Genomic DNA, 20054 nt, shown 5'->3' on the forward strand with positions numbered 1-20054 from the left:
TCGTAGGATCGCGGCATGAGCTCCAAGGACGCACCGCCGCCGCTGCCCGAACCGCTCGGGGTCTCCGTGGCGGACTCGCACACCCACCTGGACATGCAGTCGGGCACGGTCGAGGAGGCACTGACCAAGGCCGCGTCCGTCGGCGTGACGACGGTGGTACAGGTGGGCTGCGACGTGAACGGCTCGCGCTGGGCCGCGGAGACCGCCGCCGCGTACGACGCGGTGCACGCAGCGGTGGCGCTGCATCCGAACGAGGCGCCCCGCATCGTCCTCGGCGACCCCGACGGCTGGAGCCGTCAGGGAGCGCGGGAGCCCGGCGGCGACGCGGCGCTGGACGAGGCGCTCGCGGAGATCGACGCGCTCGCCGCGCTGCCGCACGTCCGCGGCGTCGGCGAGACCGGCCTGGACCACTTCCGCACCGGCCCGGAGGGCATGGCCGCGCAGGAGCGGTCCTTCCGCGCGCACATCGAGATCGCCAAGCGGCACGGCAAGGCGCTGGTCATCCACGACCGCGAGGCCCACGACGACGTGCTGCGGGTGCTGCGCGAGGAGGGCGCGCCCGAGCGGACCGTCTTCCACTGCTACTCCGGCGACGCGGAGATGGCGAAGGTGTGCGCCGAGGCGGGCTACTTCATGTCCTTCGCCGGCAACGTCACCTTCAAGAACGCCCAGCCGCTGCGGGACGCGCTCGCCGTCGCCCCGCCGGAGCTGGTGCTGGTGGAGACCGACGCGCCGTTCCTCACGCCCGCGCCGTACCGCGGTCGGCCTAACGCGCCGTACCTCATTCCGGTCACGCTCCGGGCCATGGCCGAGGTGAAGGGCATGGACGTGGACGCGCTGGCCACGGCCGTCGCGGCCAACACGGCGCGGGCTTTCGACTACTGACCCCTTTTCCGCGGTCACGTACCGTATCCGTACGACTTTGGTGAGTGATCGGCTCTCCGCTACATTCCGGCCCGTCAACCGGTCCTGGGCACGTGGAGCGTCGTGAGTCATTCGCAGCGATACGGATACGCCCCGGCGTACGCGCCTCCGCAGGCGTACGGCCGGCCGGAGGAGCCCGCGACCCAGGAGTACGGGCCGTACGGGCCCCTCGAAGAGGCGCAGGTGTACGACACGTACGCCGCGGCCCGCGCGGCCCGGTCGTACGACGGCTACGACGCCTACGGGGCCCACGACGCGTACGAGGCCCACCCGCCGCAGTCGCACATCCCGCAGGCGTACGTCCCGCAGCCGTACGCACCGGACCCGTACCCGCCGCAGCCCCGCGTCCCCGAGCCGCCGGAGCCGGTGCTGAGCGAGCCGCCGGCGTACGAGGCGGAGCCGGCGGACCCCGGCCCGGGCTCGGCCGGCCGCCGGCAGGACAGCAGGGCCGGAGGACGGGCCGCCGCCCGGCGCGCGGCCCGCCGCAAGCGGTTCGTCGAGCGCCCCGAAGGGCTGCGCAAGCTGGTCCCGCAGGCGCTGGTCGTGGCGTTCCTCGCGGGCGGCACCACCGCCTTCGTCGCACACGACAAGGCGGTCCGGCTCACCGTGGACGGCGACCCGCGGCTGCTGCACACCTTCGCCGGGGACGTCGGCGACCTGCTCGCGGCCGAGGGCGTGCCGGTCGGCCCGCACGACATCGTCGCGCCCGGCGAGGACGCCGCGCTGGCCAGCGGCGACGAGGTCGCCGTGCGCTACGGGCGGCCCGTCGTCCTCACCCTGGACGGGCACCGCCGCACCGTGTGGACCACCGCCCGCACCGTCGAGGGCGCGCTGCGCCAGCTGGGCGTGCGGGCCGAGGGCGCCTACCTCTCCGCCTCGCGCTCGCTGCCCATCGCCCGGCACGGCATCGAGCTGGCCGTCCGCACCGAGCGCACGGTGACCTTCATGGCCGACGGGCACGCCCGCACCGTCCGCACCAACGCCGCCACCGTGCGCGCCGCGCTCGACCGGGCCGGCATCGCGCTGCGCGGCCAGGACACCACCTCCGTACCGCTGGACAGCTTCCCGCGCGAGGGCCAGACCGTCTCCGTGCTGCGCGTCACCGGCACCCGCGAGGTCCGCGACGAGCCGATCGCCTACGAGACGCGGCGCATCGCCGATCCCACGCTCATGAAGGGCACCGAGTCGGTGGTCCAGCCCGGCCGGCCGGGCATGCGCCGGGTCACCTACCAGCTGCGCACCGTCAACGGCGTACGGCAGCGGCCGCGGCTGCTGCGCCAGGAGGTGCTGCGCGTCTCGCGCCCCGAGGTGGTGCACGTGGGCACCGCTCCCGTGCCCGCCGGCGTGGCCGGCGCCGACCACCTGAACTGGCGGGGCCTCGCCCAGTGCGAGACGGGCGGCCGGGCCGACGCGGTCGATCCCACGGGCACGTACGGCGGGCTGTACCAGTTCGACCGGGCCACCTGGCACTCGCTCGGCGGGTCCGGCGCCCCGCAGGACGCGCCCCCCGAGGAGCAGACCTACCGGGCCAAGAAGCTGTACGTCAGCCGGGGGGCGAGCCCGTGGCCGGTGTGCGGCCGTAAGCTTCACCAGTGACCAACAGCAGCACCGATGAGCCCGGCCCGCTCCTGGGCCCCGCCGACATCCGCGAACTGGCCGCGACGCTGGGCGTCCGCCCGACCAAGCAGAAGGGCCAGAACTTCGTCATCGACGCCAACACCGTCCGCCGGATCGTGCGGACGGCGGAAGTGCGCCCCGACGACGTGGTCGTCGAGGTCGGGCCCGGCCTCGGCTCACTGACCCTGGCGCTGCTGGAGACCGCGGACCGGGTCACCGCCGTGGAGATCGACGACCTGCTGGCCGCCGCGCTGCCCGCGACGGTCGAGGCCCGGCTGCCGGAGCGCGCCGGCCGCTTCGCGCTGGTCCACTCCGACGCGATGAAGGTCACCGAGCTGCCGGGCCCGCCGCCCACCGCGCTCGTCGCCAACCTCCCGTACAACGTCGCGGTCCCTGTCCTCCTGCACATGCTGGCCACGTTCCCGACCATCGAGCGCACCCTCGTCATGGTCCAGGCCGAGGTCGCCGACCGGCTCGCGGCCCGCCCCGGCAACAAGGTCTACGGCGTCCCGTCGGTCAAGGCGAACTGGTACGCCGAGGTCAAGCGGGCCGGCGCCATCGGCCGCAACGTCTTCTGGCCCGCGCCCAACGTCGACTCCGGACTGGTCTCCCTCGTCCGCCGCGACAAGCCGCTGGAGACCACCGCCAGCCGGGACGAGGTCTTCGCCGCCGTGGACGCGGCCTTCGCGCAGCGCCGTAAGACGCTGCGCTCCGCGCTCGCCGGCTGGGCCGGTTCGGCCGCCGCGGCCGAGGCCGCGCTGGTCGCCGCCGGCGTCTCGCCGCAGGCCCGCGGCGAGTCCCTGACCGTCGAAGAGTTCGCCCGCATCGCCGAGCACAAGGAAGCCGCAGCCCAGTGACCGCGCCCCGCACCGCCACCGACACCGCCGCCGTCACCGTCCGCGTCCCCGCCAAGGTCAACGTCCAGCTGGCCGTCGGCGCCGCGCGCCCCGACGGCTTCCACGACCTGGCCAACGTCTTCCTCGCGGTCGGCCTGTACGACGAGGTCACCGCGGCCCCCGCCGACACCCTGACGCTCACCTGCGAGGGGCCGGACGCGGACCAGGTGCCGCTGGACCGCACCAACCTCGCCGCGCGCGCCGCCGAGCTGCTGGCCGCCCGGCACGGCATCGAGCCCCGCGTCCATCTGCACATCGCCAAGGACATCCCGGTCGCCGGCGGCATGGCGGGCGGCAGCGCGGACGGCGCGGGCGCGCTGCTCGCCTGCGACGCCCTGTGGGGGACCGGCGCGAGCCGCGAAGAGCTGCTGGAGATCTGCGCCGAGCTGGGCAGCGACGTGCCGTTCAGCCTGGTCGGCGGGGCCGCGCTGGGCACCGGACGGGGCGAGCAGCTGACGCCGCTGGAGACCGGCGGCACCTTCCACTGGGTCTTCGCCGCCGCGGACGGCGGGCTGTCCACGCCCGCGGTCTACCGCGAGTTCGACCGGCTCACCGAGGGCACCGGCGTACCGGCGCCCGAGGCGTCGCCCGCCCTGCTGGACGCGCTGCGCACGGGCGACACGGCCGCGCTGGCCAAGTCCGTCGCCAACGACCTGCAGCCGGCGGCCCTCTCGCTCTTCCCCTCGCTCGCCACGACCCTGGAGGCGGGCACCCGGGCCGGCGCGCTGGCCGCCCTGGTCTCCGGCTCCGGGCCGACCACGGCCTTCCTCGCCGCTGACCGGGCGGGCGCCGACCGGGTCGCCGAAGCCCTGCTGGCCTCCGGCACCTGCCGCTCGGCCCGGGTCGCGGCCGGCCCGGCACCGGGCGCCACGGTCATCGGCTGAGCGCGTACGGCGGGCCGGAAGCGGACGTCCGGCCCGCCGCTAGGCGGTACCGGCAGGCCCGGTCAGCCCGCCGCGCGGGCGAGGAGCTCGGCGGTGCCGCGGCCGGCCCGGAGCACGTCCTCGTCGGCGGTGCCGACGCAGCGGTTCCGCGCGGGGTCGTACGCGGTCATGATCACCCCGGCGTGGTCGGCGGCGGACTCGGCGAGCGTCACCGGCAGCTCCCGCGCACGCAGCGCGTCCGCCAGGTCGCGGGAGTGCTGCGCGGGCACCACGGGGTCCGTGCTGCCGTGCGCCAGGAGGACGGGAGCGGCCGGTACCGCGCCCGCCGCGATCCGCTCCAGCGCGGGGGCCCCGCCGAACCGGTCCGGTATGTCGAACCGGCCCGCGATGCCGACCACGGCCGACGGCCGCCACCCGCCGACGGCGTCCGGGTCCAGCACGGCGCCCACCGCGGACGTCGCGCCGGTCGACCAGCCGGCCAGCACCGTCCGCTCCGGGTCGGCGCCGTGCCGGGCCGCCTGCTCCCGGACGTACGCCAGGGACTCCAGCAGGTGCGCACGGCCCCGGTCCTCGGCGTCCGGGCGCCAGTCCGGGACGAACACCACGGCACCCAGCGCGGCGGCCGCGCGGGCCAGCGGCGCCAGCACGTCCCGCTCGTCCGGGCCGATGCCGTGCCAGAGCAGGACGGCCGGGGGCGGCACGGCCGCTGCGGCCGGCCGGTACACGTCCAGGAGTTTGCCGCCCGGCCCGTAGGGCAGCCCGGCTTCGACGTCCACTTCGAGATCGACTGTCATGGCGGCGACGCTAGCAAGGCCGCAGGCCGCGGCCCCCGGGCGGTCAGGAGCCGGCGCCGGCCGGTGCGCCGCGGACCGCCCGGCGGCGGGCACATGCGTACGGCCGCTCAGACCGTCGGGTGCCGTCGTGCGGTACCACCGCGGACGTGATGCGGGTGTGACCGGCGTGCCGGACTAGGCTGGAAGGCCGACCGATGCGAAGCGCAGGAGTGAGATGGCCGCGAACCTCGTCAATCTGGAAGCCGTCAGCAAGGCGTACGCGCTGCGCACGCTGCTGGACGGCATCTCCCTCGGCGTCAACGAGGGCGACCGGATCGGCGTCGTCGGCCGCAACGGTGACGGCAAGACGACCCTGATCCGCATCCTCGCCAAGCTGGAGCCCGCGGACGGCGGCCGGGTCACGCACGCCGGCGACCTGCGCCTGGGCGTGCTCACCCAGCACGACTCGCTCGACCCCGAGGCGACCGTCCGGCACGAGGTGATCGGCGACCTCGCCGACCACGAGTGGGCCGGCAACGCCAAGATCCGCGACGTGCTGACCGGCCTCTTCGGCGGCCTGGACCTGCCGGGCTTCCCGCAGGGCCTGGACACCGTCATCGGCCCGCTCTCCGGCGGCGAGCGGCGCCGCATCGCGCTCGCGAAGCTGCTGATCGCCGAGCAGGACCTGATCGTCCTCGACGAGCCCACCAACCACCTGGACGTGGAGGGCATCTCCTGGCTGGCCCGGCACCTGCGGGAGCGGCGCTCGGCCCTCGTCGTCGTCACCCACGACCGGTGGTTCCTGGACCAGGTCTGCACCCGCATGTGGGACGTGCAGCGCGGCGACGTGCACGAGTACGAGGGCGGCTACAGCGACTACGTGTTCGCGCGCGCCGAGCGGGAGCGCATCGCCGCCTCCGAGGAGGCCAAGCGGCAGAACCTCATGCGGAAGGAGCTGGCCTGGCTGCGGCGCGGCGCCCCGGCCCGGACGAGCAAGCCGCGCTTCCGCATCGAGGCCGCCAACGAGCTGATCGCTGACGTGCCGCCGCCCCGCGACAACGCCGAGCTGATGAAGTTCGCCAGCTCCCGGCTGGGCAAGACGGTCTTCGACCTGGAGGACGTGACCGTACAGGCCGGGCCGAAGGTGCTGCTGAAGCACCTCACCTGGCAGCTCGGCCCCGGCGACCGGATCGGCCTGGTCGGCGTCAACGGCGCGGGCAAGACCTCGCTGCTGCGGGCGCTGGCCGACGCGGCGCGCACCCAGGGCGAGGCACAGCCCGAGGCCGGGAAGATCGTCGTCGGGAAGACCGTGAAGCTGGCCTATCTCTCCCAGGAGGTCGCCGAACTGGACCCGACGTGGCGGGTGCTGGAGGCCGTGCAGCGGGTGCGCGAGCGGGTGGACCTCGGCAAGGGCCGGGAGATGACCGCGGGCCAGCTGTGCGAGAAGTTCGGCTTCACGAAGGAGAAGCAGTGGACGCCGGTCGGCGACCTCTCCGGCGGTGAGCGGCGGCGGCTGCAGATCCTGCGGCTGCTGATGGACGAGCCGAACGTGCTCTTCCTGGACGAGCCCACCAACGACCTGGACATCGAGACGCTGACGCAGCTGGAGGACCTGCTCGACGGCTGGCCCGGCTCGCTCATCGTGATCAGCCACGACCGGTACTTCATCGAGCGGACCACCGACCGGGTCTTCGCGCTGCTGGGCGATGGGGCGCTGCGGATGCTGCCGCGCGGCGTGGACGAGTACATCGAGCGGCGCGAGCGGATGGCGCAGGCCGCTGCCCCGGCGCCGGCGGCCGCCGCGCCCAAGCAGAAGTCCGCCGCCGTGGACCGGGCGACGCAGAAGGAGCTGCAGAAGATCGAGCGGCAGCTGGACAAGATCGGTACGAAGGAGGCGAAGCTGCACGCGCAGATCGCCGAGAACGCCACCGACTTCGCCAAGGTCGCCGAACTGGACGCGCAGTTGCGGGAGCTGACGGGCGAGAAGGACGAGCTGGAGATGCGCTGGCTGGAGCTGGCCGAGGACGCCTGACCGCGACCGGCCTCCGCGCGGCCCCCGTACGGCGTGCGGAGACCGCGTAACGGCCGCGTCGCAGGTGTGTCCCGGGCCGGTCTCGCCCTTGTGGAGGGCGTGCACCGGCCCGGTGTGATGTGGGTGCCGAGTGATAAAAAGAACCCCCGCTCACATACCGTTGATTGCTGAGACTCATGTCCGATTCGCTCCTTCCCGGGGGGATGTACCGCCCGGGATCGCGGGGGAGGCCGGTCGGGCGCATGAGCCAGTGTGAAGAGGGATCTTCCCGATGACGCAGCCGCCGCAGCCGCCACCACCGCCCGGTCAGCCGCCGTCCGGCGGTTTCGGCGCACCCCAGAACCCGTCGTACGGCTACCCGCAGCAGCCCGGCCAGCAGCAGCCGCCGCAGCCGCCGAACCAGCCGCCGCAGCCCCCGGCCCAGCCGCCCCAGGCCCCGCCGCAGCCGCCGCAGGCTCCGGGGCAGCCGCCGCAGGCTCCGCCCCAGGCACCGCCGCAAGCACCGGGACAGCCGCCCCAGGCGCCCCCGCCCGGTCCGTACGGCGCGCAGCCCGGATACGGCTACCCGGCCCAGGGCCCCGGCTACGGCTACCCGCAGCAGCCCGGTCAGCCCGGCCAGCCCGGCGCCCCCGGCCCGTACGGCAACGCCTACGCGCCCACCACGCAGTACCCCGGCCCCGGCATGCCCCCGCAGGGCGGCGGCGACCAGAAGCGCACCCGCATGATGATCATCGTGGCGGCCGTGGTCGCGGTCGCGCTGATCATCGGCGGCGGCGTGTGGTTCGCCAGCAGCGGCGGTGACGAGCCCGGCCCCGACGGCAAGGGCTCCAGCCAGGGCGGCACCGGCGGCAAGGGCACGGACGGCCCGGTCGCGCTCAAGGGCGGCAAGGTCGCGCTGAACCCGGAGACCAAGCCCGCCAGCTCCACCGGCAAGCTGCTCTTCAACGTCCCGTTGCCCTCCCCGGAGAAGTCCGTGGTGGGCCTCAACGGCGCCTGGGCGACGGCCACGACGTACGCCAAGGTCAGCAAGGCCGAGATCGTCGGCTACGACCTGGACGCGAAGAAGCCGAAGTACAAGCTCCCGATGGACGGCATCATCTGCGGCGCCTCGCAGTACGCCACCGAGGAGGGCAAGGCCGCCGTCGTCTTCGAGGCCGGTCCGCGCAAGGGCGAGAACGAGCGGGAGCCCTGCAGCCGGATCGCGCTGCTGGACATCGATTCCGGCAAGTTCGACTGGCAGAAGACGATGCCCGGCGGCTCGCAGGCCTCCAGCCTCGGCATGGGCGTCACCTTCAGCCAGGGCGCGGTCGTCGCCTCCTGGCCGGGCAACGGCGAGGCCGCGTACGACATCTCCGGCAAGGAGCTGTGGCACAAGCGCGACAACGGCAACGACGCCTCGATGCAGTGCCTGGACCGGGGTATCGGCGGCGGCAAGAAGCTGGTCGCGATCCTGCGCTGCGGTGAGTACGGCTCGCAGACCACGCAGGTCCAGGAGATCGACCCGGCCACCGGCAAGCCGAAGTGGACGTACGACGCGCCCAAGGGTGTGCAGAGCGCCGAGGTGGTCTCCACCAACGGCCCGGTCGTCATCGGCATCGCCGCGGGCGAGGCCAGTATCACGGACATGGTCGTCATCGACGACTCCGGCAAGCAGCAGGCACAGATCTCGCTGCAGGACGACAAGTACAAGCCCAACTGCGGCATCAGCGGCGGCGTGGAGCGGTGCTTCACCGCGACCGCGGACGACAAGTACCTCTACATGCCGTCCAAGTCGCACGACGCGGTCGGCGGCGACTCCTTCTCCGAGCAGAACGAGATCGTGGCCTTCGACCTGAAGACCGGCTCCGCCACCTGGAAGGCGTCCTCGGAGGTCGACCAGGAGATCGTGCCGATCCGCATGGCCGGCGACAAGCTCATCGCCTACCAGGACGGTTACAGCGAGAAGGGCGGCCAGGTCGTCAGCATCGACCCGGCCGCGCAGGGCAAGAAGACGGTCTTCCTCAACCTCCCGAAGGAGACCGCCGACGCGGCCCGCAGCCTGCGCCCGGGCATGACCCGTGCGGTGTACGAGCACGGCCGGCTGTTCCTGAACCAGGACATCATGTCCGGCACGAAGTACGGCCTGGACGACGACAAGTACCTGGGCCTGGCGTTCGGCAGCTGAGGAACCCGCAGGCCCAGCGGCCCGGTCCGGCGGCCCCGTCCTACGAACCGTAGGGCGGGGCCGCCGTCGTACCGGGGGTAGCGGGGGGCACCGGCGCACGACGGCGGACGGTCCGTCGGGTGGCCGTCACGGGACCGGCAGCCACCGGAAGGAAATGATCGGCGACGGGCGGCATGTGGCCCAGAATGGCCGGGATTTCAGCATTCCGACGGGCTTCTGCCCGGTAGGGGGCGCACGATGTCGAACAAGCGTGTAGCTTCCGGATGCAAAGGGGCCCGGCGAAGGGCCGGGGGGCTGGGATCGCCGGGGAATGGGGGGTGGCTGAATGGGCGTGCGGCTCATGGTGGTCGACGACCACCGCCTGCTCGCCGAGGCACTCGCCTCGGCACTGAAGTTGCGCGGGCACAGGGTGCTCGCGGCGGCCGCGCCGAGTGCCGGGGCGGCGGATCTGGTGGTGAGCAGAGCGCCGGAGGTGTGCCTCCTGGGGACGGCCGCGCCCGCCGAGCCGGGGGTCTTCGACCCGGTGGTACGGATCAAGAAGGAGCGGCCCCAGGTGGCCGTCGTGGTGCTCGGCCCGGTGCCCAACCCGCGCGGCATCGCCGCCGCCTTCGCGGCCGGCGCTTCCGGCTACGTCCGCCACGACGAGCGGATCGAGGGCGTGGAACGCGCGATGATGAAGGCGAGGGCGGGGGAGGCGGCGATCGCGCCGGCGCTGCTCCAGCAGTCCTTCGAGGAGCTGCTGCATCCAGCGGCGCAGCCCGACGACGAGGGCGCCCGGCTGCTGCAGATGCTGACCCCGCGCGAGGTGGAGGTCCTGGTCCGGGTCGCCGAGGGCGAGGACACCCGGCTGATCGCGGCCGGCATGGGCATCGCGCCGAGCACGGCACGTACGCACGTGCAGCGGGTGCTGATGAAGCTGGGGGTCGGATCGCGGCTGGAGGCGGCGGCGCTGGCGGCCCGTACGGGGCTGCTGGACCGGGCCGCGGTCAGCAACGCGAACGCGGCGGGGCCCCAGCAGGCCCCGCCGCAGTGACCGCGCGGTGCGTCAGTCCTTGGTGCCGTCGGTGCCGTCGGACGGGGCGCCGGTCTCCTCGGGGGCCGGTGCCTCGGCGGGGCGCAGCTTCATCCACAGCAGGAAGAGCAGGCCGAGGACCAGCATGCCGAGGCCGGTCCAGAGGTTGATGTTGATGTCCTGGGCCTTCTTCAGGTCCGCGTCGGACGCGGTGAAGCCGGCGATCGTGACGATCACGCCGTAGACGACGAACAGTCCGCCGATGATGCGGCGCACGTCGAAGAGCCGGGCCGCCGTCGCGGACCTGCGCTCCAGCTCCTCGACCTCGTTCTGGTAGTCACTCATGGTCTGTGCTCCTTGGGGCCTCAGAAGGAGAAGGGGATGTAGCAGAGCGCGGCGAGGACGACCGCGCCCCAGCCCAGCAGGGCGGGCTTGCGGTACCAGGCGTCGTCGCCCTCGGCGGGCAGCTCCTCCATGCCGGGCGAGCGGGTGCCGTAGACCAGGCCGGCCAGCGACTCGGCGGGCTTGGGCTTGGTGACCAGGGTGATCACGAACATCACGGCCGCGCCGACGACGAACGCCACGATCGAGGAGACGAAGTTGGCGCCCTGGTCGGAGGGGATCGCGATGATGCCCTGCTTGTAGAACCAGAAGTAGTTGACCATCGCGGCGACGGTGCCGGAGAGCAGGCCCCAGAAGCCGGCGGCCGCGCTGGTGCGCTTCCAGAACATGCCGATGATGAAGACCACGAACAGCGGGACGTTGAAGAACGAGAACAGCGTCTGCAGGTAGTTCATGATGTTGCTGAAGCTGGACGCGATGAACGCGGTGCCCATGCCGATCAGCACGCCGACGGCCGTGACCACCCGGCCGGTCTTCAGGTAGTACGCGTCCTCGCGGCCCTTCTTCAGGTACGCGGCCCAGATGTCGTTGGTGAAGACCGTGTTGAAGGAGGAGACGTTCGCGGCCATGCCGGCCATGAACGCGGCGAGCAGACCGGTGACCGCGATGCCCAGCACGCCGTTCGGCAGCAGGTCCCGCATCAGGACCGGGATGGCGTCGTTGTACTGCAGGCCGTCCTTGGTCTTGCCCAGCGAGGGCTCCATGACCAGCGCGATCAGGCCCGGCACCACCACGACCATCGGGATGAAGATCTTGGGGAAGGCGGCGATCAGCGGGGTGCGCTTGGCGGCGGAGAGGTTCTTCGCGGACAGTGCGCGCTGCACCTCGGCGAAGTTGGTGGTCCAGTAGCCGAAGCTCATCACGAAGCCGAGGCCGAGCACGATGGTCAGCCAGTTGGCGCCGAGCGGGTTGGACTCGCCGATGCCGGTGCCGCCCCAGGCGGTGAGGAAGTCACCGCCGTGCGACGTGGTGAGGCTGTCGGTGATGCCGTCCCAGCCGCCGACGCGCTTGAGGCCGACGATGGTCAGCGGGATCAGCGCGGCGAGGATGACGAAGAACTGCAGCACCTCGTTGTAGATCGCGGAGGACAGGCCGCCGATGGTGATGTACGCGAGGACGAAGAAGCCGGCGACGACGATCGCCACCCACTCCGGCCAGCCCAGCAGCGCCTCCAGCACGATCGCCATCGCGTAGAGGTTCACGCCCGCGATCAGCACGGAGGAGACCGCGAAGATGATCGAGGAGAGCAGGTGCGAGGACGGCCCGAAGCGGTGCAGCAGGAACTCCGGCACGGAGCGGACCTTCGAGCCGTAGTAGAACGGCATCATCACCAGGCCGAGGAAGACCATGGCGGGGATGGCGCCGATCCAGTACCAGTGCACGGTGTACGCGCCGTACTGCGCGCCGTTGGCGGCCATGCCGAGGATCTCGGTGGCGCCGAGGTTGGCGGCGACGAACGCGAGCCCTGTCACCCAGGCGGGCAGCGACCGGCCGGACAGGAAGAAGTCCAGGCTGGTCTTCACGCTGCGTTTGGCGGCGAAGCCGATGCCCAGGACGACGGCGAAGTAGATCGCCAGGATGGTGTAGTCGAGCCCGTTCGTCGGGAGGCGTAGCCCTTCGGCCAACGTGATCATGGGTGCTCCGGGGGTCTGGGGGCAGCGCCCCCAGGAACTGCGGTGATGCGGGGCGCCCTTGCCGTGAACGCTCAGAAAGCTACGCTCGGCTCCTCGGAAACTGAACAGTTTTGTTTGATTTGTTTGTTGGATCGTGATCGAGTCATGCGCTCAAGTGACGCTGCGTACCCGGCGCGAGGCGGACCGTTCCCGCGTTGACGGAACTGTTGACTCGTGGTTCATTATGTTTGTTTGTGTTTGGTCGTCGGCTGGCGAGGAGCATCGGTGAAGAAGACGTCCACACGGCTCGCGGACGGCCGGGAGCTCATCTACTACGACTCCCGGGACGACGCCGTGCGCGGTGCCGTCGACGAGCGCCCCCTCCCGCAGGTCACCACCGCCTCCGAGATCCGCCACGACCGCCTCCTCGGCGACTCCGTGGCCATCGCCTCGCACCGCCAGGGCCGCACCTACCACCCGCCGGCCGACGAGTGCCCGCTGTGCCCCTCGCGTGAGGGCCGGCTCTCCGAGATCCCCGAGGCCGACTACGACGTCGTCGTCTTCGAGAACCGCTTCCCCTCGCTCGCCGGCGGTACCGGCCGCTGCGAGGTCGTCTGCTTCACCTCCGACCACCACGCCTCCTTCGCCGACCTCACCGAGGAGCAGGCCGCGCTGGTCCTGGACGCCTGGACCGACCGCACCGCCGAGCTCTCGCAGCTCCCGGACGTCGAGCAGGTCTTCTGCTTCGAGAACCGCGGCGCCGAGATCGGCGTGACCCTCGGCCACCCGCACGGCCAGATCTACGCCTACCCCTTCGTCACGCCCCGCACCGAGCGGATGCTCGCCTCGGCCGGCGCGCACCGCGAGCGGACGGGCGGCCGCAACCTCTTCGACGACGTGGTCGCCGACGAGCTGGCCGACGGCCGCCGCGTCGTCCTGGAGGGCGAGCACTGGGTCGCCTTCGTGCCGTACGCCGCGCACTGGCCGTACGAGGTGCACCTCTACCCCCGGCGCCGGGTGCCCGACCTGCTCGCCCTGGACGAGGACGCGCGCACAGAGTTCCCACAGCTGTATCTGGAACTGTTGCGGAGGTTCGACCGGATCTTCGGGGAAGGGGAGCCGCCGACGCCGTACATCGCCGCGTGGCACCAGGCGCCGGTGCGCGCCCCGCACCGCGACGGCTTCGCGCTCCATCTGGAGCTCTTCACCATCCGACGCACTCCCGGCAAGCTGAAGTTTCTCGCGGGTTCCGAATCCGGCATGAATGTGTTCATCAACGATGTGCCGCCGGAAGCCGCGGCGCAGCGACTGCGAGAGGTAGCGAGCGCGTGAGCAAGAAGTACCTGGTCACCGGCGGTGCGGGATACGTCGGCAGCGTCGTGGCGGCACACCTGCTGGAGGCCGGCCACGAGGTCGTCGTCCTGGACGACCTGTCCACCGGCCACCGCGAGGGCGTCCCCGCGGGCGCGGAGTTCATCGAGGGCCGGGTCCAGGACTCGGCCAAGTGGCTGGACCGCTCCTTCGACGGCGTGCTGCACTTCGCCGCGTTCTCGCAGGTCGGCGAGTCCGTCGTGGACCCCGAGAAGTACTGGCGCAACAACGTCGGCGGCACCATGGACCTGCTCGCCGCGATGCGCGTCGCGGGCGTGCGCCTGCTGGTGTTCTCCTCCACGGCCGCGACCTACGGCGAGCCCGTGAACACCCCCATCACGGAGACCGACCCCACCGCGCCCACCTCCCCGTACGGCGCGTCGAAGCTGGCCGTCGACCACATGATCAGCGGCGAGTGCGCGGCGCACGGCCTGGCCGCGGTGTCGCTGCGGTACTTCAACGTGGCCGGCGCGTACGGCGACTGCGGCGAGCGGCACGACCCCGAGTCCCACCTCATCCCGCTCGTCCTCCAGGTCGCCCAGGGCCGCCGCGAGCACATCTCCGTCTTCGGCGACGACTACCCGACGCCGGACGGCACCTGCGTCCGCGACTACATCCACGTCGCCGACCTCGCCGACGCGCACCTGCTCGCCCTCGACGCGGCGGTGGCCGGCGAGCACCTGATCTGCAACCTCGGCAACGGCAACGGCTTCTCCGTCCGCGAGGTCATCGAGACCGTCCGCAAGGTCACCGGCCACCCGATCCCCGAGGTCGTGGCCCCCCGCCGGGGCGGCGACCCGGCCGTCCTGGTCGCCTCGGCACGGACGGCCACCGACCGCCTCGGCTGGCAGCCGAAGCGCGCGGACCTGGCGGGCATCGTCGCCGACGCGTGGGCGTTCGCCCAGAAGATCCAGCAGCAGTAGGACGAAGGAGTCCGGGTGACAGACACGCAGCACGGCGCCGCCCGCACGGAGGCCGCCTTCCGCGAGGTGTACGGAAACGCCCCCGCGGGGGTGTGGGCCGCGCCGGGCCGGGTCAACCTCATCGGTGAACACACCGATTACAACGACGGCTTCGTGATGCCGCTGGCCCTGCCGCACACCACGACCGCCGCCGCAGCACCCCGCACCGACGGCGTGCTGCGCCTGCACTCCGGCAACGTCCGGGGCGGCATCGTGGAGCTGTGCACCGAGGCGCTGCGCCCGGCCTCCGACGGCGGCTGGGCCGCGTACCCGGCCGGTGTGCTGTGGGCGATGCGCGAGGCCGGGCTGCCCGTCGGCGGCGCCGACCTGCACTTCGACTCCGTCGTGCCCACCGGCGCCGGGCTCTCCTCCTCCGCCGCGCTGGAGGTCGCCACGGCGCTCGCGCTGAACGACCTGTACGGCCTGGGCCTGGACGGCCAGGAGCTGGCCCGGCTCGCCCAGCGCGCGGAGAACGCCTTCGTCGGCGTGCCCTGCGGAATCATGGACCAGACCGCTTCGGCCTGCTGTACCGAGGGCCACGCCCTGCTGCTGGACACCCGCGACCTCGGCCGCCGGCAGGTCCCCTTCGACCTCGCGGCGGCCGGACTCCGGCTCCTCGTCGTCGACACCCGCGTTCAGCACGAGCTGGGTGACGGCGCGTACGCCGAACGCCGGGCCGGCTGCGAGCGGGCCGCCCGGGCACTCGGTGTACGCGCGCTGCGCGACGTGGCGTACGAAGATCTCGCGCAGACGCTGGAGTCGCTGGCGGACGAGGCGGCCGTGCGGCCCCTGGTGCGGCACATCGTGACCGAGAACCGCCGGGTGGAGGACGTCATGGCGCGCCTCGACGCGGGCGATCCACGCGGCATCGGCCCGCTGCTGACCGCCGGGCACGCCTCGCTCCGCGACGACTTCGCGGTCTCCTGCGCCGAGCTGGACCTCGTGGTCGAGGCGGCGAACGAGGCCGGTGCGCTGGGCGCGCGGATGACCGGCGGCGGCTTCGGCGGGTCGGCGATCGTGCTGGTGGAGGAGGGGGCGGCGGACGCCGTCGGCAAGGCCGTCACCGAGGCGTTCGCGGCGGCCGGGTACGCCGCGCCGCGGATCTTCCCCGCCGTGCCGAGCGCCGGGGCCCGGCGGCTGGCGTGACGGAAGCGGCGGCGGGGGCACGCGGGCCCGGCACCGCACATCCGGAACCCGCTGTCAGCCGGTCCCGGCGACTGGCCGAGAGACCCGCCGGCGTCCGGCGGTAACCGGTCGGAATGAGCCGATCACCGGCTACTGGCGCCTCGTGGTGAGCCCGCTGCCTCACCCTGAACACATGGGTCGGGCAGTTTTGCCAATCGGCTTCCGTTGCCGGACCCCGTACGTACGCTGAACAGAGCACCGGTGGGGGCCGGTGCCGATCAGGGGGCGAGCTGGGCCCTCCCCGCCGAAGCGGCGCGGGGAGGCAGGGTACGGCGTCCGGGGCGGGACAGCAGCGCAGCACGGCGGCGGCCGTGCCGCTGCGGTGTTCCCCGTCCCCGGGCGCACGTACCGTTCCTGCCCGTTCCCCGAGACAGGGGGTCCTCAGTGCAACGCATCCGGGTCTTGGTGGTCGACGACCACCGCATCTTTGCCGAGTCCCTGGCGGCGGCGCTCGCGGCCGAACAGGACGTGGACGTGGCGGCGGCCGGGAGCGGACCGGCGGCCCTGCGCAGTCTGGAGCGGGCGGCCTCCGAGGGCCGGCGCTTCGACGTCATGCTCGTCGACGCCGACCTCGGCGCGGCCGTCGCGCCGCTCGCGGCCGTCCCCATGCGGCCGCAGGTCCCGCGGGACGGCGCGGCCGACGGCGCGCCCGTCGACGGCATCTCGCTGGTCACCTCGGTCCGCACCACCCACCCGATGGTCCGTGCCGTGGTGCTCGCGGAGAAGGACGACCCGCGCAGGGCCGCGGCAGCCCTCCAGGCGGGGGCCGGCGGCTGGGTCGCCAAGGACTGCTCGCTCTCCCGCCTGCTGGCCGTGATCCGCGGCGTGCTGCGGGACGAGACGCACCTCCCGCCCGCGCTCCTGACCGGGGTGCTGCGGGAGCTGACGGCGGCGCGCAAGCACCGCACCGAGAGCGAGCGGCTGGTGGAGTCGCTCACCCCGCGCGAGCGCGAGGTGCTGCGCTGCATGGTCGCGGGGCTCGGCCGCAAGGCGGTCGCCGAGCGGCTGTTCCTCTCCCCGCACACGGTCCGTACGCACATGCAGAACGTCCTGGGCAAGCTCGGCGTGCACTCCACGCTCGCGGCGGTGGCACTGGCGCGCCGGGCCGGGGTGGGGCCGGTCGAGCTGGAGCCGCCGCCGTCGTCGTCCCCGGCGGCGCAGCCGGTGCCGACGGCGTCGGTCTCGGTGCCGTGACGCCCCCGGCGGCCGCCGGGGGCCGGGATGCGCCCCGTACGGCGGCCGGCGGCCGGTGCGGCCCGGCCGCCGGCAGACCCTGACCGTCCCGCCGTCCGGGGCTGCGGTCCGGGGCCGGGCTCTCAGGAGCCGCCCCGCGGGCCGGCGTCCGTCAGGACGGCCACGCCGCGGGCGGGCAGGGTGAGCCGCTCCACGGCTGCGGTCAGCGGGGCGGCCGGTGCCAGCGCGTCGGCCATCGGCTCCGGCAGCGCCACCTCGGCCGGCTCCTGCCCGTGGTTGAGCAGGAAGAGGTACCGCCCGCCGGCCCCGGAGCGCACGGTGGCCTGCACCCCGTACGGCAGCCCCGGCAGTACGGGCGTCACGCCCGCGGCCTTGCGCACGTCGTCCATCAGGGACCGCATCAGACCGGGGTCGGGGCGGGTGCCGACGTACCAGGCGGTGCCCCGGCCGTGGGCGTGGCGGGTGATCGCGGGCCGCAGCGCCGGGTCCTCGCCGACGAAGTCCACGACCGAGCCGGCGCCTTCGAGGACGATGTCCTCGGCCCACAGGTCGGCCCGGCCCGAGTACCGTCCGCGCAGCAGCAGCCGGACGCCCTCGTCCAGCGGCCGGAACTCCTCCACCCGCAGGCCCAGCAGTTCGCGCAGCGGCGCCGGGTAGCCGCCGGGGTGCACCCGGTCGTGCGCGTCGACGATGCCGGAGAAGAACGACACCAGCAGGTGCCCGCCGCCGTGCACGTACGCGGTCAGCCGCTCGGCGTCCTCGGCGCGCAGCAGGTAGAGGTTGGGCACGACGACCAGGCGGTAGCCGGACAGGTCCCGGTCGGGGGGTACGACGTCGCAGGCGACGCCCGCCTCGAACAGCGGGCGGTAGTGCGCGAGCGCCCGCTCGGGCGCCGTGAGGGCCGTGGAGGGGCGGGAGTCCAGCTCCAGCGCGCGCCGGCTGTCCCAGTCGGCGAGCAGCGCGACCTGCGCCTCGGAGCGGGTGCCCTCGATGCCCGGTACGGCGGCCAGCTCCCGCCCCAGTTCGGTGACCTCGCGGAAGATCCGGGTGTCGGTGCCGCCGTGCGGGACCATCGCGGAGTGGAACTTCTCGGCGCCGCCGAGCGACTGCCGCCACTGGAAGAAGAGCACCGCGTCGGCGCCCTGGGCGACCGCCTGCCAGCTCCACAGCCGCATCGCGCCGGGCGGCTTGGGGCCGTTGCGGGGGCGCCAGTTGACGGCGCTGGGCGCCTGTTCCAGGAGCAGCCAGGGCTGTCCGTGGCGGGCCGAGCGCATCAGGTCGAAGTTGTAGGCGGCGCGGACGTGGTCGTCGGGGACGTAGGGGTCCTGGTAGAAGTCCAGCGCCATGACGTCCATGTCGCGGGCCCAGGCGAACGCGTCGACGGGCTTGTGGTCCGGCATCAGGTTGGTGGTGACCGGCACGTCCGGGGTGACGCGGGTGAGCACCTCCTTCTCGGCGAGGTAGCAGGCGCGCAGTGCGTCGTCGCTGAAGCGCAGGTAGTCCAGCTGCTGCGCGGGGTTGGCCGAGGTGGGCGCGGCGCGCGGCGGCAGTACCTCCTCGAAGTCGCCGTAGCCCTGCGACCAGAAGGCGGTGGACCAGGCGTCGTTGAGCGCGTCGACCGTGCCGTAGCGCTCGCGCAGCCAGCGGCGGAAGTCGCGGGCCGAGACGTCGCAGTAGCACTGCCGGGTGTGGCAGCCGTACTCGTTGCCGACGTGCCACAGGGCGAGCGCCGGGTGGCCGGCGTAGCGGTGGGCGAGGCGGTCGACGAGGCGGACGGCGTGCTCGCGGTAGACCGGGCTGGAGGGGCAGTAGTGCTGGCGGGCGCCCGGCCAGCGCCGGGTGCCGTCGGCGTCCTCGGGCAGGATCTCGGGGTGGCGGTGGGCGAGCCAGGGCGGTGGTGAGGCGGTCATGGTGGCCAGGCACACCGCGATGCCGGCCTGGCCGAGGCCGTCCATGACGCGGTCGAACCAGCCGAAGTCGTACGTGCCGGGCCGGGGCTCGACCCCGGCCCAGGAGAAGATCCCGGCGGTCACCATCGTGACGTGCGCCTGCTTCATGAGGACGAGGTCCTCGGCCCGTACGTCCTCGGGCCACTGCTCGGGGTTGTAGTCCCCGCCGAACCGGATTGCCATCGCGCGGTCCCCCCTGGGGGCTTGTCGGGTCGCGTGGTCGCTGCGGTACTGCTGGACGAGTGCTGGCCGTGGCTGGTCAGGAGGAGTTCTTCAGGACGCTCCAGCCGCCGTCGACGACGAGGCTCGCGCCGGTGACGAAGGAGGCGTCGGAGGAGAGCAGGAAGGCGATCGTGGCGGCGACCTCCTCGGGGCGGCCGAGCCGGGCCGCTGCGGTCTCGGCGGCCGTGGCACGGCGGTCCTCCTCGGAGATGCCTTCCCAGGCGGCGGTGAGGACGGGGCCCGGCAGGACGGAGTTCACCCGCACGTCCGGCCCGTACTCCACGGCCAGCTGGCGGGCGAGGCCGGTCAGGCCCGCCTTGGAGGCGGCGTACGCGGGCCGGCCCGGCAGCCCGACCAGCGCGTGCACGGAGGAGGTCAGCACCACCGCGCCCTGCCGCGCCCGCAGGTCCTCCAGCGCGGCGCGCACGCCGAGGAACGCGCCGGTGAGGTTGACCGCGAGCTGGTGGTCCCAGTCGGCGCGCGGGGTGCGGTCGGCGGGCGCGACGTACCGGGTGAAGGCGTTGGAGACCAGGCCGTCCACCGGCCCGTAGCGGCCCCGGGCCGCGGCCACGGCACGTTCCCAGGCGGCCTCGTCGGTGACGTCGCAGTGCTCGTAGGAGGCGGTGCCGCCGGCGGCGCGGATGCGGCGCGCGGTGCGCTCGCCGCGCTCGTCGTCGATGTCGAGCAGGAGGACCCGGGCCCCCTCGGCGGCCAGCCGGTCGGCGGTGGCGGCCCCGATGCCGGACGCTGCGCCGGTGACGAGGTGGGTACGGCCGGAGAACCGCGCCGCTGCGGTCGGCGCATCGCGCTGCTGGCTCATGGCCGCGATCCAAGTAGATGGACCCGGTGCCCGG

The 20054-nt window shown here is 73.4% G+C and carries 16 protein-coding genes; 11 read left to right on the forward strand and 5 right to left on the reverse strand.

Features of this window, described 5'->3' with window-relative positions; all coding sequences use genetic code 11:
• Positions 1-15 precede the first annotated feature (15 nt).
• From C3486_RS08925 to C3486_RS08940, 4 genes are all read left to right on the forward strand, one after another.
• Positions 16-885, forward strand: coding sequence for a TatD family hydrolase (locus C3486_RS08925; RefSeq protein WP_103832052.1), 870 nt, complete (start codon positions 16-18; stop codon positions 883-885).
• A gap of 102 nt (positions 886-987) precedes the next feature.
• On the forward strand, positions 988-2520 hold the full coding sequence (locus tag C3486_RS08930) for a resuscitation-promoting factor (RefSeq protein WP_103832053.1): 1533 nt from the start codon (positions 988-990) through the stop codon (positions 2518-2520).
• On the forward strand, positions 2517-3398 hold the full coding sequence (rsmA, locus tag C3486_RS08935; protein ID WP_103832054.1) for a 16S rRNA (adenine(1518)-N(6)/adenine(1519)-N(6))-dimethyltransferase RsmA: 882 nt from the start codon (positions 2517-2519) through the stop codon (positions 3396-3398). The genes C3486_RS08930 and rsmA overlap by 4 nt, the downstream gene beginning before the upstream one ends.
• On the forward strand, positions 3395-4321 hold the full coding sequence (locus C3486_RS08940; RefSeq protein WP_103832055.1) for a 4-(cytidine 5'-diphospho)-2-C-methyl-D-erythritol kinase: 927 nt from the start codon (positions 3395-3397) through the stop codon (positions 4319-4321). The genes rsmA and C3486_RS08940 overlap by 4 nt, the downstream gene beginning before the upstream one ends.
• A gap of 62 nt (positions 4322-4383) precedes the next feature.
• On the opposite strand, the gene C3486_RS08945 is transcribed toward C3486_RS08940, so the two are convergent.
• Entirely contained in the window at positions 4384-5115 is a 732-nt protein-coding gene (locus C3486_RS08945; RefSeq protein WP_103832056.1) for an alpha/beta hydrolase, read from the reverse strand.
• A gap of 214 nt (positions 5116-5329) precedes the next feature.
• Between C3486_RS08945 and C3486_RS08950 the strand changes: the two genes are divergently transcribed.
• The 3 genes from C3486_RS08950 (at position 5330) to C3486_RS08960 (ending at position 10323) form a co-directional block, all read left to right on the forward strand.
• On the forward strand, positions 5330-7126 hold the full coding sequence (locus C3486_RS08950) for an ABC-F family ATP-binding cassette domain-containing protein (RefSeq protein WP_103832057.1): 1797 nt from the start codon (positions 5330-5332) through the stop codon (positions 7124-7126).
• 271 nt (positions 7127-7397) lie between these two features.
• Positions 7398-9290 (forward strand): PQQ-binding-like beta-propeller repeat protein, encoded by a 1893-nt coding sequence (locus C3486_RS08955; RefSeq protein WP_103832058.1) that lies wholly within the window; start codon positions 7398-7400, stop codon positions 9288-9290.
• Between the two features lie 325 nt (positions 9291-9615).
• A complete protein-coding gene (locus C3486_RS08960; protein ID WP_103832059.1) occupies positions 9616-10323 on the forward strand; it encodes a LuxR C-terminal-related transcriptional regulator in 708 nt (235 codons plus the stop codon).
• 12 nt (positions 10324-10335) lie between these two features.
• Here C3486_RS08960 and C3486_RS08965 read toward each other — a convergent pair whose 3' ends face one another.
• Together C3486_RS08965 and C3486_RS08970 are read right to left on the reverse strand one after the other, a co-directional pair.
• Entirely contained in the window at positions 10336-10647 is a 312-nt protein-coding gene (locus C3486_RS08965) for a hypothetical protein (protein WP_103832060.1), read from the reverse strand.
• A 20-nt stretch (positions 10648-10667) separates the two neighbouring features.
• Positions 10668-12338, reverse strand: coding sequence for a sodium:solute symporter family protein (locus tag C3486_RS08970; protein ID WP_103832061.1), 1671 nt, complete (start codon positions 12336-12338; stop codon positions 10668-10670).
• A 264-nt stretch (positions 12339-12602) separates the two neighbouring features.
• Between C3486_RS08970 and galT the strand changes: the two genes are divergently transcribed.
• The 4 genes from galT to C3486_RS08990 all read left to right on the forward strand — a co-directional run bounded on the left by galT (position 12603) and on the right by C3486_RS08990 (position 17029).
• Entirely contained in the window at positions 12603-13649 is a 1047-nt protein-coding gene (galT, locus tag C3486_RS08975) for a galactose-1-phosphate uridylyltransferase (protein WP_103832062.1), read from the forward strand.
• On the forward strand, positions 13646-14611 hold the full coding sequence (galE, locus tag C3486_RS08980) for a UDP-glucose 4-epimerase GalE (protein ID WP_103832063.1): 966 nt from the start codon (positions 13646-13648) through the stop codon (positions 14609-14611). The genes galT and galE overlap by 4 nt, the downstream gene beginning before the upstream one ends.
• A 15-nt stretch (positions 14612-14626) precedes the next feature.
• On the forward strand, positions 14627-15796 hold the full coding sequence (gene galK, locus C3486_RS08985; RefSeq protein ID WP_103832064.1) for a galactokinase: 1170 nt from the start codon (positions 14627-14629) through the stop codon (positions 15794-15796).
• Between the two features lie 423 nt (positions 15797-16219).
• Positions 16220-17029: a response regulator transcription factor gene (locus tag C3486_RS08990; protein WP_103832065.1), complete on the forward strand. Its 810-nt coding sequence runs from the start codon at positions 16220-16222 to the stop codon at positions 17027-17029.
• A 122-nt stretch (positions 17030-17151) separates the two neighbouring features.
• Here C3486_RS08990 and C3486_RS08995 read toward each other — a convergent pair whose 3' ends face one another.
• A complete protein-coding gene (locus C3486_RS08995; RefSeq protein ID WP_103832066.1) occupies positions 17152-19161 on the reverse strand; it encodes a beta-galactosidase in 2010 nt (669 codons plus the stop codon).
• A 76-nt stretch (positions 19162-19237) separates the two neighbouring features.
• A complete protein-coding gene (locus C3486_RS09000) occupies positions 19238-20020 on the reverse strand; it encodes an SDR family NAD(P)-dependent oxidoreductase (RefSeq protein WP_103832067.1) in 783 nt (260 codons plus the stop codon).
• Between the last annotated feature and the right edge of the window lie 34 nt (positions 20021-20054).

This window comes from Streptomyces sp. Ru73 (genome assembly GCF_002920575.1).
Lineage (GTDB): Bacteria > Actinomycetota > Actinomycetes > Streptomycetales > Streptomycetaceae > Streptomyces.